A 14168-nucleotide genomic window follows, 5' to 3' on the forward strand; every position below is an offset into this window, starting at 1 on the left:
TAAATCAAGCACCGCCGCATGAGTCATGTGCAACCCAAAAAATCCCAGAGAAAATTCAGGGATAGCTTTGGGTCAACTTGATTCCTATTCTTAGGCGATCGAAAAACCGCCTCGCTTACTCCGATCAATTTAAGATCCAGTGATACAGTTGATCAGCATCATTTCCTGACCTCGTTATGAGCCTACCGTTTCCTGATGGCACGATCGTTCAAAACCGTTACCGAATTCAACGCATGTTGGGTCAGGGTGGCTTTGGTCGCACTTACCTAGCAGAAGATACGAATCGTTTCAACGAAACTTGTGTTCTAAAGGAATTTGAACCTGCCTCACAAGGTTCAAAACATGCCCAGAAAGCGGAAGAACTCTTTACTCGCGAAGCTAAGGTTCTCCATCAACTGCATCATCCTCAGATTCCGCAGTTCCGCGAACTGTTTCAGATCAAAACGCAGAATCGGGAATTGTTTTTCTTAGTTCAAGATTACGTCGCAGGCAAAACCTATGAGCAATTGCTAAACGATCGCCGAAATCGCGGCATGACTTTCAGCGAATCGGAAGCGGTTCAACTCTTGCAACAGCTTCTACCCGTTTTAGACTACATTCATCGATCGGGCATTGTGCATCGTGATATTTCTCCAGATAACATCATTCTGCGAGATCTCGATCAAAAGCCTGTCTTAATCGATTTTGGTGTCGTCAAAGCGGCAGCAACTCAAGCAGTACATTCCGGGCAAACCTTAGTCGGTAAACCTGGCTATGCTCCCATCGAACAGCTTCATAAAGGCAGCGCGGATTCGAGTAGTGATTTGTATGCGTTGGCTGTGACGATCATTGTTCTGCTGACGGGACGCGAAGCCCAATCGCTGTTCGATTCGATGAATATGACCTGTCAGTGGAAGCAATACACGAACGCTTCGCCCGCGTTCGCGCAGGTGATCGATCGCATGTTGAGTAATCGCCCTCGCGATCGCTATCCTGCTGCTCAAGAAGTGATGGAAGCGCTGTCCAGAGTTTCATCTGGTTCTATGGTTCTAACCCATGCGCCTGTTCCTATCCCGCCGCCGATCCCTCCTAACTCAACCCATTCAACTCATCAAGGAACAGTTGCGCTGGCAGGCAAAAGGCATCGCCGTTCAACGGTTGCGAACTCAACGACTACTGGAACTTATCCGCGTCCTTGGTTTGAATCTGCATTTGATGTGCCACTTGCGTTATTCCACGGGGCTTACAAACTGCTGAAGTGGATGTTTCGAGCGATGTTTGGCATCGTGCGATTGACGATGTTCGGTATGACTAAATTAGTCGTACGAGTGCTGCTTTGGATTTTAGCGATCGTCAGCTTCATCTGGCTTGTGCCGCAAGTCTTTCCGTATGTTGCTAAATCGGTTCCTGATTTTAGTAAAGCCGTTCCTGACTTTAGTAAAGCCGTTCCTGACTTTAGTAAAGTTCTGCCAAAACCAACGAGTGTGCAAGCGATCGACTACGAAGCGGAATGTCGAAAGTTGGGCATTGATTACAACGACTTCATTGCTCAAGTCAACGATGAGTTTTACCGTAAGTTTCCCGCGCGACGAGGCAAGCCGCTTACTCAATCACAAGCTGATGAGAAGTTTCGGAGCGAATGGCATCGAATTGCTCAGAATCTTCTGAGTGAGAAGTCAGGCGATCTCAAATCTCAGCGCAAAGTGGCTGAAGATTCTAATTTTTAAATCTCTCTACGGGTTACGGGTTGAGCAGAGCCAAAACTCAACCCCAATCAAGCAGACTAAAGCACGTTCTCTAAACAGTCAAAGCTCCCAATTTGCTAAAGCCTGACTCAATACAGTTTGAATCCGCTCTTCTACCTCGTCCTCGCTCCCACTCGCGTCAATTCTCAACACCCGATCGCGATCCCGTTCAGCTAAAGCTGCAAATCCCGCTCTAACCCGATGATGAAAATCGAGACTCGCCTGCTCAATCCGGTCAGGTTTTCCGGTTCCAGAAGCATCGCGTTGTCCCCGTTTCTGCATCCGTTCTAGACCTGCTTCCACCTCGATATCTAACCAAAGCGTCAAATCGCTCTGCAAGCCCCCAGTGGCAATCTGATTGAGCTGATCAATCAGTTCAAAATCCAACTCTCTTCCATAGCCTTGATAAGCGATCGTCGAATCCGTATAGCGATCGCACAAAATCCAATGTCCCTGTTCTAAGTGCGGGCGCAAAAAACCTTCCACATGTTGCGCACGGTCGGCAGCATACAGTAATAATTCTGTGCGATCATAAATTTCTTCTTCTCCGTGTAGCAATAGTTGTCGGATTTCTGTTCCGAGCTGTGTTCCTCCTGGCTCACGAGTTGTCATCACTTCGCTCCCCAACTGCGTCGTCAGCCATTGGCGCGATCGCTGCAACTGCGTCGTTTTTCCACAGCCTTCAATCCCTTCAAAGACAATTAATTTACCGTCCATTTGTTTCGATCGCTTTTCTCTTCGACATTTTAGAGTATTGCAAAACTCGAACTTTTCTATTTGATCCTGGCAAATTAAACCACTTTTAGAGGAATTCGGTATAAAGGGAATGATGACAGATTGACAGAAACACGACAAACTGGAAAACACCTTCGCTGCCTGAGCCATCCTCTTAGTCCGGAAGCCAGGATTAAAATTTAAGAACACTTCCCTAGACCGGGGTATCGTTTTAGCGTAGGTTGGAAACATAAAGTGAAGATTCGCTTGTCACAAGATTGGGGTTTGATATGGCTCGATACACCTGTCTATTCACTGTTGGAGTCCCAATGCAGCAGCTCCAGCCGCTGTTGAATCAGACGTTGAAATCCTGCAATCTGGATGTGATTTACGCGACTGAGGATTATTTGATGGCGCGTGAAATCCCCGGAAATGTGGCATTCCCAAAACTAGTCACTGTTGAAGTGCTGATCGACAAAACGACTGCGACCGAGAAAGAAACTCGCCTCAATTTCGTGATCAAAAACGAGGAGTTACCGCTCCAGCTCGAGAATCACTGCCGCAAAATGTTTAATTTGGTCAATCAAACGATTACCGAGAATCAGGGGTGGAATTTGATTGAGACGGTGACGGGGTGATTGGTTGGGGGATCAAAAAAAACGCCCTAGCAACATAAATCTGCCAGGGCATTTTTTATATCAAAAGATAAAACTCAATCATCCTCTGGATCACCCACCATATTCGGGCTAATTAACGTAATATCAAACTCATCTGGTGGAACTGTCAAAACGGCATCCCGCTTGAGCAGATAGTAAATCGCACGAACTTGAGGACCAAACACAATTTCGTCCTGGTTGCGAAGATCACACTGTTGCAGTTTCCGACCATTGATTAGTAAGCCATTCGCGCTGGGCTTACCTTTGAGATTGCCATCAACGATTCGATAATAGTGAGTCCCATCTTCATTTGGCAATTGAAGTAAAGTCGCATGACGGCGAGAGACAAACTGAGACACCAAGCGAATGTCACACTTGGCATCGCGTCCGATCGAGTAAACAGGAGCATCTAACACAAACTCCCGGCGACCTTTATCGTCTTCGATAATTATCAGGTGGTTTTGATGCGGTTCTGAAGGCATTGATATTCAGCTTGAAAGGGTGGGCGAATAGAAAGGGGATCAGCCTAAGATGGACTTAGGATAGACCGAGCTTGATCGGATCAACACAGTACGAGTACCGACATTTCTCGAGATAACTTGCTGCGGGATTTCATTGTAATAAATAAAACATGGTCGGAGCAAATTTGATCGAAATGATCCTGGCTCTCATTGATCAGCCCTACTTTAGCTGATCATTCCGAAAATGACGATTTTGTAAATCCTCGTAATAATAGAGAATTCGTAACGACGCTGACTGAACTCAGTGCCATCAATGCCCCTGCAGCAGCCGGACTGAGTAAGAGTCCAAAGCTAGGAAGCAATGCACCTGCTGCGATCGGAATTCCCAACAAGTTATAACCAAATGCCCAAAACAAGTTTTGCTGAATTTTAGTAAAAGTGGCACGACTGAGCCGAATCGATTCCACAACATCCGTCAGTCGATCGCGCATTAAAACAATACCTGCTGTTTCGATCGCGACTTCTGTGCCGGATTGGAGCGCAATTCCGACATCTGCTTGTGCCAGTGCGGGCGCATCGTTAATTCCGTCTCCGACCATCGCGACTTGATGCTGGTTCGCTTGCAGTTGTGCGATCGCGGCTGCTTTCTCTTCGGGCGGAATTTCAGCCAGAATTTCAGTAATTCCGAGTTCAGATGCGATCGCGCTTGCGGTTTCTTTACGATCTCCGGTCAGCATCAGAATTTTGAGATTCAATTTCTTCAGCGCTTGAATTGTTGATTTTGCATCTGATCTCAGAGCATCGGACACAGCAATAATGCCAATCAGCTTATCAGTCGCAACATAGACGATCGTTTTTCCAGAGGCGGCGAGTTGATTCGCTTGCTCGATCGCTGATGCAGAAATTTCGATCTGATTTTTCTCCATCCATTGTGCAGTTCCGAGAAAAGCAGGCTGCTGATCAACCGTTGCTGATACTCCAAATCCAGGCAGGGTATAGAAATCTTCAGCAGGGAGCAGGGGTAAATCGGTAGCGGCTTGCTGGATTGCAGCAGCTAAAGGGTGACGGGTTCCGCGTTCGACCGCTGCTGCAATTTGGAGCACTTGGTTGTTCTCGAATTCAATCACGTCTGTGACGACTGGCTGACCTGTAGTTAGCGTTCCAGTTTTATCAAAGACGATCGTATCGAGGGAATGTACTCGCTCTAAAACGTCTCCTCCTCGAATCAATAAGCCTCGCTCAGCGCCAATACCTGATCCGACGAGAATCGCAGTCGGTGTCGCCAGTCCGAGCGCACAAGGACAAGCGATCGCGAGTTTAACACTCAACAACATCGGAGACGGATGTGACATCATTCCCATGCTATGAGAATGCTCCATCCCAATTGTCCAAGCTCCGGCGTTTGACCAGAGTTTTGTGCCGATAAATTCCCAAAACAGAAAGGTCAGCAGCGCGATCGACATGACACCGTAAGTGAAATATCCTGCGATCGTATCTGCGAGTTTCTGAATCGGAGCTTTCCGCGCTTGGGCTGTTTCGACGAATTCGAGGATTCTTGCCAAGGTCGTTTCTTTCCCGACTCGCGTGACTTGTAGCGCGATCGCGCCGGATTGGTTCATGGTTCCAGCGGTTACAAAATCGCCGACTTGTTTTTGTACCGGAACGGATTCCCCAGTCAACATCGATTCATCGATCGTCGTTTCACCCTTCACAATCTCGCCATCAACGGGGATCTGCTCACTGGGTAAAACTTGGAGCCAATCTCCGGGACGAAGATGCGCAACCGGAATTTCGATCGCGCTTTGATGCGTGTCTTGTTTGCCGATTAATCTTGCGGATTTGGGCTGCAATGCGGCGAGCGATTGCAGCGCGATCGCCGCTTGTCCACGGGCGCGTTGTTCGAGCGTGCGTCCTAACAAAATAAATCCGACTAACATCACAGGCTCATCAAAAAAGCACTCCCATCCGAGTTGTGGGACGATCAAGGCAATAAAGCTAGCTGTAAATGCAGTCAGTGCGCCCAAACTAACGAGTGTATTCATGTTGGGGACATTGCGGCGTAGTCCCTGCCAGCCCTCTACAATCATCGATCGTCCTGGAAAGCTCAAAGCTGCGATCGCGAGTCCGCAGTGAACCCAAACATCGCTGAGCAAAGGAATTCCCAAATGCCCGATCGTCGAGAAAATCAGCAACAGAATCGCGATCGCTAAATTGGTCGTCTGCTGTTTTTGTTCGAGTTGCCGACGCTCGGCTAAATCTTCTGCACGGGTTGAATCTTCAGACGTGCGAGGCTGACTTGGAAATCCAGCTTCTGTCAAAGTTGCAGCAAGATGGTCAGGATCAACTGAGCGATCGCATTCCACGGTTGCGAGTTCAGTCACCAAATTGACTGTGGCAGATTTGACTCCGGGTTGTTGGATTAATTGTTTTTCAACGGCTCGAACGCATCCGGCGCATTTCATGCCAGTGATATCGATCGTGACAGTTTCAGTTGATTCGAGAGTAGGTGATAAGAGAGCTTCAGACACAATTCAGCGCTCCGGAAAACTTCTTTCTTGAGCGTAGAAGAGTTTGACTAAATTGTGGAGAGTTTTTCTAATCTTTCAAGGTATCGCGCCGAAACCAGAGGAAGTAAATGACTAAACCAATCTGCACCGGAACGAGCGCGAGATAATTTTTCAGAATTGGATTGATATCCAGCGAGGAAAAGGCATTGAAATATCCCATTCCTAACAGGGCACAGAGAAAGTACAGCGAGGGTTTGGGCAGTTTTTGCAGCATTAGGGCGATCGCTCGAAGTTGGGAGAGACTAACGAAACTCCGAGTTTTTCAAAAACTCGGAGTTCTCACATTACGTAAAACTTTTAGCGGTTTGACTAAAACCAGCCTTTTTTGTTCTGAACGTAGGTTGCAACAAAGTCCTCGTCGGATTTAGTCAAATAGATGATCCCTTCAACCAATCCAACAATCCCTGTCAAACCGCAGGTCGGAAGGCAGGCAATGAGCATAATAATGCCTTCAGTTGTATATCCCAAAACAAACTTGTGAACACCAAGTCCACCTAATAAGATGCCGCAAATTCCTGCTGCAACTTTCTTGTTCGCGTCGCTCGAAGACCCACTCGTCATATGTTTAAAGTCCTTATCGAAACTCATCTAATACGACCGCAGTGTACCCTAGCTTTATCAATTCCAAACACAAAATTTACACTTGTTCTAAGTAGATGTACTGCCTAATAAGAACAAAGTTAACAGGGTTCCACTATTCCAGAGTGCATGGAGTAGCACTGATGCCATCAAATTTTGAGTACGGGTATAAACGAATCCCAGAATAATTCCTAACACGGTCAACGGTGCAACTTCGGACAAACTGAGATGCACGATCGCGAAAATTAACCCACTCAACACGATCGCTTGCCAAGTTGTGAAATATCGCGTCAATGAAGGCAGTAAAAATCCTCGGAAAAATGTCTCCTCAAACAAAGGAGCTAAAATCGCTGCGGTAATGAAAAACAGCGTAATTGCGATTCCGTCTTGACCTTCGAGTGCGATCGACAATAAAGGATTACTTCCTCCGCGCCCTTGCCAAATCTTTTCATTGACCCAAGAAACTCCCACCAGTAACGGATACGCCGCAACATAGCCTCCAACTCCCCACAGCAGCCATTTGCCCTTCAAGCTGAAGCGAAACCAATTGTCTTCTAACGATAAGAACCGTTTAATCGAGGCATAGAGCACGCCTAAACCGCCCGCAGCTAGACAAACATAAGTAATCAGCGCGAGAACTGCGCGATCGCGAACTGTAAACATCGTCGGATCAATCTGAAACGCCGATTTCGCCACTGCAAGTCCTGTCGGCAGAAGAATCTGCCCAATCAAAATTTGACCAACAGCAAAAAATCCAACGACTAAAACCTGCCAAGTGATTTCATAATCCCAAGGCACCGTCCATTTGATCAGATTTGTGCCGACTAAAAGCGACTGTTTGCGCTGAAGCAGCCATTGACCTGCTAGAAAGAGCAGCAAGCCAAATCCAAGAACCATAGCAATGGTTGGAATCGCATTCGCAGTGACCCATTTCGTGAGGGCTGACTGAGACTCGACTTGTTCGAGCGATCGCAATTCATTCAAAGCAGTTTCTCGTTGCTCTAAGGTGTAGAGCTTTTCTAGGGCGCGGTTGCGAAACCAGCCGTTGAGATTTTGTTTCAGAATAGATTCTGCTTGCGGTGGTAACGAATTTTGCCAAAGGGCGGTGAGGGTAGTCGCCGTCGATCGTAATTCGCTGCTTTTCTTGGTTTGTGATCCCGTTGTCTTCAGCGTTGCCCAACTTTTCAGTGCGGCTTCTACTTGGTTTTGCTGCGTTTGAAGAATACCAATTCTAATATCTAATTCATCTCTAAGGGTTTGCTGTTTTGCAAGCTCTACCTTGATCGGATCGGTTGCAGAATCTTCCTCAATTTGAGACTGAGCAGACACGATGGCTTTCTCAACCGACGATCGTGTGTCTTGATAGGCTTTCAATGCTGTTTTTTGCGGCGTTCGATCCGTTAAAACGGGCGTGGTTTGGTTGCCTCGATATTCCGCTGCCTCTAGAAGTAAATCATTCTGGGCTAGCTCTAAGCGGCTTTGAAACTGAGGCTGACTCCAACTTCCAATCAGATCGAACGTAATTGCTGCGATCGCAACGAACGTTAAACCCCACAATAAAATCCGCTTCGCTGTCATAAAGTTCTCCTAGTGCCCTTAGCTATTTTAGAGAACCGCGACGGAACTGAAGATCATTTCAGGAGGTCATTCATGCAGCAGTCTGGACTGGCATGAACGCTGAAAAAATTAGGATCGCCTGAAATGCTGATTCGATTTGGTGAAAAAGGCATGTAGATTGTTTTTTCTCTATCCGTTTACTTTCATCGCTTTCCGGTTCCCTGCTATGATCCCCTCTAATCTCCTCACAAGTCCTGACTGAATGGCTCAAATCAACAGTGCATTCACGCTCTTTATGAGTTTGATGGTCGAGGCAATGCCCTTTTTGCTACTTGGGGTGCTGTTCTCTGGCTTGCTGCAATTTTTTATCGATGAGCGAAAGCTTGTGGCGATTTTACCCAAAAACGCTTTTCTGGGTGCATTTGTCGGTAGCTGTATTGGATTTCTCTTTCCGGTCTGTGAATGCGGTAATGTGCCTGTGGCTCGACGGCTTTTGTTACAAGGTGCGCCGACTTCGGTCGCGATCGGGTTTCTCTTAGCCGCGCCGACGATTAATCCGATCGTATTTTGGGCAACTTGGACCGCTTTTCGTGATCAGCCCGAAGTCGTTTTCTTTCGTATCCTATTTTCGCTGATTATTGCGACCGTAATCGGCTGGGTTTTTAGTGTGCAAAAAGATGTCCGCCCTTTGCTGCAGTCGGGTGTTGCCGCTTACATGAATCGCAAGTTAGAAGCCTCGTCTTCAGCGTCGCCATTATTACAATCTGGCACTTATTTCCTAGGACAGTCGAATAAACCTCTGATCACTGACCCGCTCGAATATCAAGCGATGCTCAGTAACAAAACCGAGAAACCTGCAAATTATCGGTTTCACCTGTTGCTCGATAACACGATTCAAGAGATGCGCGAGTTGGGTGGAGTCTTGGTTTTAGGTAGTGCGATCGCGGCAATTCTCCAAGTCTTCGTCCCGCGTGACTTTATTCTGGGATTGGGTCAAGATAATGTGACTTCTATTCTCGCAATGTTGCTGCTGGCAGCAGTGGTTTCGATTTGCTCGACTGTGGACTCGTTTTTTGCGTTGTCATTTGCTTCGACTTTTACCACAGGTTCACTGGTCGCTTTTCTGGTATTTGGTCCGATGATCGATCTCAAAGGTGTGGGATTGATGCTATCGGTATTTAAGCCGAGGGCAATTCTGTATATCTTTGGATTGGCGGGTCTGTTGACGTTTCTGTTCTGTTTATTTGTGAATTTGTATATCAGCTAATGATGTCTAGAATTCCTTGGCGAGTGTTGACTCCGTGGTTAAATTTGATGGCGATCGCGGCTTGGGGATTTGCCATTCTCAAGTTTTGGCTGACGGAACAGTTATTTCTGCTCATCCATCCGAATTACAATATTTTGACGATTTCGGCTGGATTTGGACTGCTGTTTGTTGCTGGGATAAAAGGCTTTTACCTTTGGCGAGCACGGCGAGAACCGCAACTTGTGCAACCTGATCTGCCTCATGCGACGTTCTTTCCGCCTGCATTCAGCAGTGCACTGCTGTTAATCGTTGCGATCGCAGGATTGGTGATTACGCCTCGTCCGTTTGCAAGTCAGACGGCAATCGATCGGGGGGTGAATGATTCGATTACGCTGACTCGTGTCAGACCGCAGACGTTTCAAGCTTCGGCGCGAACTGAAGATAAGAGTTTAATTGATTGGATTCGCACGCTTCAGGTGTATCCCGAACCGGATGCTTATACCGGACAAAAAGCGAAATTGCAGGGCTTTGTGGTGACGACTCCAGAACTTTCAGAGCAGTATTTCTTACTGACTCGTTTTGTCATTACTTGCTGTGCAGCAGATGTGTATCCCGTGAGATTGCCTGTGAAATTAACCAGCGGCAAGAATTCAGATTACAAAGTCGATTCTTGGCTCGAAGTCGAAGGGCAAATGATCACAGAAACGATCGCAGATAAGCGCCAATTAGTCGTTCAAGCCAGTTCGATCAAACCGATTCCCGAACCGAAGAATCCCTACGATTATTAGATTATTCGTTTATAACTGCTATGCTCATCTGGACACTTCAGCACTTCCCGATGCTTCACTCACTTAGTCCGAAAATCCTTGGGTCAAATATGCAGGAGCTTTTTGAACAATCTTATCCTGTGAAAGTTATGGAGCAGATGAATGCTGACTGGCAAGGCAAGGATGATCGCGATTTGTTTCAGATCCTAAATCTCTAGATCGAGGATTAGAGTTGATTATAAAGCTTGATATCTATGCAGTTCCACAAATTTAGGGCTTCGTAAGATTGAGTAGTCTCTCTTGAGTGATCGCAACTTCTTCACCCGTGAAGAACTTAAGCTGTTTTGTTCTTGGTTGGCCGATTCATAAATTATAGGAAATTCCTTGAGATCTTGACAGTTAGGCTTATGTGCCTGTGGCTTATTAATTTAGCCGAATCGGTTCTCCCATCTCAGTTTTTTCTTCGTTAAACTGATGTGTGAATTGTCACGCAAGCGCTATGACTGACAAGCCAATTAAAGTTTTCATTTCCTACTCACATCGAGATGAGGAGCTTATACATCAACTACTGAAGCACCTGAGCAATTTACACCGTCAAGGTCTAGTCTCGGAGTGGCACGCTCGTATGATTACGCCAGGAAGTGAGTGGAGTCGAGAGATTGATGCTTCATTGAGTTCAGCCGACATTATTCTGCTAATGGTGAGTTCAGATTTCTTAGCATCTGATTATTGCTGGGGCATTGAGATAGAGAAAGCGTTACAGCGGCATGAATCAGGAGAGGCATGTGTGATCCCTGTGATACTGCGTCATGCGAATTGGCAAGGTGCACCGTTTGCACAGCTTCAGGCATTACCGAAGAATGCAAGACCGATTACGAGTTGGTCAAATCAAGATGATGCATTCTTTGATGTAATACAAGGAATTCGCATAACAATCAAAACGCTTCTACAAGCCAGAAAATCTCAAAGCATGTCTGATTCTCAAAGGATGTTTGCACGAGATTCTGCTGATACGCATCTTTTAATTGACCAAGCAGATGGTACTCCCTTAGCAGAAAACTCTAGAAGACTTTTAGAGACGAGATTGACTAAGTTACATGCAGAGTGGAGTACAGAAATCGAAAAAGTAGGAGCACTACGTCAATCTCGAGCTATTGAGACGAATGTACTTATGAAGTTTCAATTAGAAAAAAGAATTCAAGCGGAACAAAAAAAGTTAGAACGCTTGGAGAGCCAGTTATCTGAAATTGAACAAATTCTCTCTTCGTCAGAAGAGAAGAGTGTTACGACAGAGCAATATCTTGAGATTCCAAGACAAATGGAACAACAATTTCAGCAAGAAACTGAAGAGAAGGGCAAACCTTCGAACTCTGAAATACTACCAACTATTACTCCAAACCCTACCGTGTACCGATTAGGTGAAGTTTTCAAGGCTTCGGGTGTCCCCACGGTTACATTTGTTGAGCCTGAACGATTTTCTGAAATCAAACTTGTTCTAACGCAGTCTAGTGCTGGAATTGTTCTTGAAGGGGCATCAGGTATAGGAAAAACAACGGCGTTACGAAAGGCTCTCGACCAAGTTGATTTCTCATCAGAACCCAAATTTTTAAGCGCCCGAAATCCTGACCATGTTAACCAAATTAAAGGAATAAGAAGATGGCATCAGGGGCTTGTTGTAATTGATGATTTACACCGCCTTGATGCAAATACATGCTTGTTAATTTCAGATTATTTGAAGTATTTAGCTGACAATGAATTTATTGATAGACAACTGGTAGTTATAGGTATTCCTGAAACGGCGAAGCGGCTAATTAACTTTTCATTCGATCTTGCCTTGCGCGTCAAAAGATTTCCATTAGGCAGGGTGGGAGATAAAACAATCGAAAACATGATTAAAAAAGGTGAAGATGCCCTAAATATTGTATTTTCTCAAAAGCTAGAAATCATTGCAAAAGCTAATGGAAGTCTTAATGTAGCCCAACTACTCTGTTATTATATAGCTCTGTTAGCGGGAATTGAAACAACGCAGTCAACCACTCAGATCATCACTTCTGATCTGGATGAATCCCTTTCCCGCGTTATGGAGGACATAGAACCTAAATTTAATGATCCAGTTCGTCAGTTTGTATTGTTGGGAGGACATAATGACTCCACTTCCGTAACAATTCTAGAAGAGTTAGCAGCTAATGATAATGGGGTTCTATCACTGCATCAGTTAAGGGATTCTCGTCTTAGTCTAGAGAAGGCGATTGGCAATTTCTTAGCTTTGAACTATCTACCAAATCTATACAAAAAATCTCCTCATATCAGCAAATTTATATGTTTTAATCAGGACGATATGACTCTTGTAATTGATGATCCTCAGCTAACTTTCTATCTCCGTCAACTTTCTACAGATGGACTAATACAAATGGCTAATAAGATTCGATCTTCAGCTCGTGATAAAGTCTTTGTAAGTTATAGCCATAGTGATGAAGCTAAACTAGACTTTCTTGGTCGTCTTCTCACTCATTTAAAGCCGCTAGAAAGAGAGGGACTTATTGATATATGGAGTGACAGAAAAATCAAGGCTGGCTCATATTGGAAACAGGAGATAGAGCAGGCTTTAGGCTCAGCTAAAATCGCGTTACTTCTTGTTAGTGCGAACTTTCTTGCTTCAGACTTCATTGTAAGTAATGAGTTGCCTCCACTGCTGGCTGCTGCTAGTGATGAAGGCACAGTTATAATTCCTGTTATTCTTAGCCCTTGTAGATTACCAAAAAATATTTCTGAAATTCAATCTGCTAATTCCCCTTCAAAGGCTCTAACATCAATGAATTACAATGAGCAAGAGGAAGTATTTGCAACACTTGTAGAAATCATCGAGGGATACTTGGGACTATAGTGAACTTATCTAGAATTTTTGCTTGCTAGGGAAAGCGACAGGCGATCACTGATTTCTAAAAAGTCACTTGTCTCCATCAGCAATAAGGCAATTCAGAAAACCATCAAAAGGCTTTGGATCGTACTCAAAGAACTTCAATCATAGGGTCTAAGGACTGTCATTAAGTAACCTCAGGAGTTTCTAGATTAATGTCAATGTCGGTGATCGGCAGAATGCAGTGCTGATGATGTAAGCCCAGAACAATCCCATCCTCCAAGGTGTTTTGCAATTCTTCTTGATATTGGCTCAAGATTTCTACATTCGCCCATACGCCTTTGAATTTTGGAATACTGCCGTAAAATGTGCCGTCTTCTAAGATGTTGTATCCGGCTTGTTTAAGCGTCGATCAAATATATTCAGTCAACCTAAGCTGAACACAAATGATAAAACTTGTGTTGTAACTCTCTGGTTTGCCGACCTTAAAACTTTGAGAAATGTGATGAATAGCAGTTATCGACATCAATGCACCCCTGCAATTTGAGCAAACACTGATCGCCAGCTTCCTCCTAACCACCATTCGCCAATCACACACACGACGACTCCGAGCAGTGATCCCGCAATCACTTGCACAGGCGTATGTCCAAGCAATTCTTTCAGGCGGTCTTCATTGAAATGATGGTCGCCTGTAAAAAATTCATCCATGATTTGATTGAGAATTTTCGCCTGTTTTCCAGCCGCCTGTCTTACACCCTGCGAATCGTACATGACCACAAACGCCACGATCGTTGCGATCGCAAATTGCGTACTACTCCAGCCATCGACCATGCCCACACCCGTTGCCAACGCTGTAACTAAAGCCGAATGCGAACTGGGCATTCCACCGGTTTCGACTAACACCCGAAAATTGACTTTGTGATTGACAATCAGTTCGATCACGAGCTTAGTGGCTTGAGCAATCAAACAGGCAACGAGCGCTAAGAGCAGCACTTCGTTATCCAAAATTCCAGCAAAGTCCTGCATACGGTGGGGGGATA

General features: G+C 45.4%; 12 protein-coding genes and 1 pseudogene. 5 read left to right on the forward strand and 8 right to left on the reverse strand.

Going from position 1 to position 14168, the window contains the following annotated elements; all coding sequences use genetic code 11:
- Window positions 1-176: 176 nt before the first annotated feature.
- Window positions 177-1706: a serine/threonine-protein kinase gene (locus tag LEPBO_RS40080; RefSeq protein WP_017288386.1), complete on the forward strand. Its 1530-nt coding sequence runs from the start codon at window positions 177-179 to the stop codon at window positions 1704-1706.
- 78 nt (window positions 1707-1784) lie between these two features.
- Here the strand turns inward: LEPBO_RS40080 and tmk are convergent, their stop codons facing one another.
- Window positions 1785-2441 (reverse strand): dTMP kinase, encoded by a 657-nt coding sequence (tmk, locus tag LEPBO_RS0114940; RefSeq protein WP_017288387.1) that lies wholly within the window; start codon window positions 2439-2441, stop codon window positions 1785-1787.
- Between the two features lie 287 nt (window positions 2442-2728).
- Here tmk and LEPBO_RS0114945 point away from each other — a divergent pair, with 287 nt between their 5' ends.
- The gene (locus LEPBO_RS0114945; RefSeq protein ID WP_026148660.1) at window positions 2729-3076 is read left to right on the forward strand and encodes a hypothetical protein; all 348 of its coding nucleotides are present in this window, start codon (window positions 2729-2731) and stop codon (window positions 3074-3076) included.
- A gap of 74 nt (window positions 3077-3150) precedes the next feature.
- On the opposite strand, the gene LEPBO_RS0114950 is transcribed toward LEPBO_RS0114945, so the two are convergent.
- The 5 genes from LEPBO_RS0114950 to LEPBO_RS0114970 form a co-directional block, all read right to left on the reverse strand.
- Window positions 3151-3576: an FHA domain-containing protein gene (locus LEPBO_RS0114950; RefSeq protein WP_017288389.1), complete on the reverse strand. Its 426-nt coding sequence runs from the start codon at window positions 3574-3576 to the stop codon at window positions 3151-3153.
- 212 nt (window positions 3577-3788) lie between these two features.
- Window positions 3789-6083, reverse strand: a complete 2295-nt coding sequence (locus LEPBO_RS0114955) for a heavy metal translocating P-type ATPase (protein ID WP_017288390.1) — start codon at window positions 6081-6083, stop codon at window positions 3789-3791.
- A gap of 67 nt (window positions 6084-6150) precedes the next feature.
- A complete protein-coding gene (locus LEPBO_RS0114960; RefSeq protein WP_017288391.1) occupies window positions 6151-6336 on the reverse strand; it encodes a hypothetical protein in 186 nt (61 codons plus the stop codon).
- A 95-nt stretch (window positions 6337-6431) separates the two neighbouring features.
- Window positions 6432-6710, reverse strand: a complete 279-nt coding sequence (locus LEPBO_RS0114965; protein ID WP_017288392.1) for a TM2 domain-containing protein — start codon at window positions 6708-6710, stop codon at window positions 6432-6434.
- Window positions 6711-6770: 60 nt separating this feature from the next.
- Window positions 6771-8279, reverse strand: a complete 1509-nt coding sequence (locus LEPBO_RS0114970; RefSeq protein ID WP_017288393.1) for a CPBP family intramembrane glutamic endopeptidase — start codon at window positions 8277-8279, stop codon at window positions 6771-6773.
- A gap of 241 nt (window positions 8280-8520) precedes the next feature.
- Between LEPBO_RS0114970 and LEPBO_RS0114975 the strand changes: the two genes are divergently transcribed.
- The 3 genes from LEPBO_RS0114975 (at window position 8521) to LEPBO_RS40085 (ending at window position 13155) form a co-directional block, all read left to right on the forward strand.
- On the forward strand, window positions 8521-9525 hold the full coding sequence (locus LEPBO_RS0114975) for a permease (protein WP_017288394.1): 1005 nt from the start codon (window positions 8521-8523) through the stop codon (window positions 9523-9525).
- Window positions 9525-10292 (forward strand): TIGR03943 family putative permease subunit, encoded by a 768-nt coding sequence (locus LEPBO_RS0114980; RefSeq protein ID WP_017288395.1) that lies wholly within the window; start codon window positions 9525-9527, stop codon window positions 10290-10292. Before LEPBO_RS0114975 ends, LEPBO_RS0114980 begins: the two co-directional genes overlap by 1 nt.
- 478 nt (window positions 10293-10770) lie before the next feature.
- On the forward strand, window positions 10771-13155 hold the full coding sequence (locus tag LEPBO_RS40085; protein WP_017288397.1) for a toll/interleukin-1 receptor domain-containing protein: 2385 nt from the start codon (window positions 10771-10773) through the stop codon (window positions 13153-13155).
- A gap of 160 nt (window positions 13156-13315) precedes the next feature.
- Here LEPBO_RS40085 and LEPBO_RS45330 read toward each other — a convergent pair.
- Window positions 13316-13525: pseudogene (locus LEPBO_RS45330) on the reverse strand (hypothetical protein); the annotation flags it as partial.
- Window positions 13526-13653: 128 nt separating this feature from the next.
- On the reverse strand, window positions 13654-14154 hold the full coding sequence (locus tag LEPBO_RS0115005) for a divergent PAP2 family protein (protein ID WP_017288399.1): 501 nt from the start codon (window positions 14152-14154) through the stop codon (window positions 13654-13656).
- Between the last annotated feature and the right edge of the window lie 14 nt (window positions 14155-14168).

It is taken from the genome of Leptolyngbya boryana PCC 6306 (genome assembly GCF_000353285.1).
Lineage (GTDB): Bacteria > Cyanobacteriota > Cyanobacteriia > Leptolyngbyales > Leptolyngbyaceae > Leptolyngbya > Leptolyngbya boryana.

Excerpts from the sequence above, each read along its gene's own strand:
- LEPBO_RS0115005 (WP_017288399.1), bottom strand. The coding sequence starts at position 14,154 with ATGCAGGACTTTGCTGGAATTTTGGATAACGAAGTGCTGCTCTTAGCG.
- LEPBO_RS40085 (WP_017288397.1), top strand. The coding sequence starts at position 10,771 with ATGACTGACAAGCCAATTAAAGTTTTCATTTCCTACTCACATCGAGAT.
- LEPBO_RS0114970 (WP_017288393.1), bottom strand. The coding sequence starts at position 8,279 with ATGACAGCGAAGCGGATTTTATTGTGGGGTTTAACGTTCGTTGCGATC.
- LEPBO_RS0114965 (WP_017288392.1), bottom strand. The coding sequence starts at position 6,710 with ATGAGTTTCGATAAGGACTTTAAACATATGACGAGTGGGTCTTCGAGC.
- LEPBO_RS0114950 (WP_017288389.1), bottom strand. The coding sequence starts at position 3,576 with ATGCCTTCAGAACCGCATCAAAACCACCTGATAATTATCGAAGACGAT.
- tmk (WP_017288387.1), bottom strand. The coding sequence starts at position 2,441 with ATGGACGGTAAATTAATTGTCTTTGAAGGGATTGAAGGCTGTGGAAAA.
- LEPBO_RS0114975 (WP_017288394.1), top strand. The coding sequence starts at position 8,521 with ATGGCTCAAATCAACAGTGCATTCACGCTCTTTATGAGTTTGATGGTC.
- LEPBO_RS0114960 (WP_017288391.1), bottom strand. The coding sequence starts at position 6,336 with ATGCTGCAAAAACTGCCCAAACCCTCGCTGTACTTTCTCTGTGCCCTG.
- LEPBO_RS0114980 (WP_017288395.1), top strand. The coding sequence starts at position 9,525 with ATGATGTCTAGAATTCCTTGGCGAGTGTTGACTCCGTGGTTAAATTTG.
- LEPBO_RS40080 (WP_017288386.1), top strand. The coding sequence starts at position 177 with ATGAGCCTACCGTTTCCTGATGGCACGATCGTTCAAAACCGTTACCGA.
- LEPBO_RS0114945 (WP_026148660.1), top strand. The coding sequence starts at position 2,729 with ATGGCTCGATACACCTGTCTATTCACTGTTGGAGTCCCAATGCAGCAG.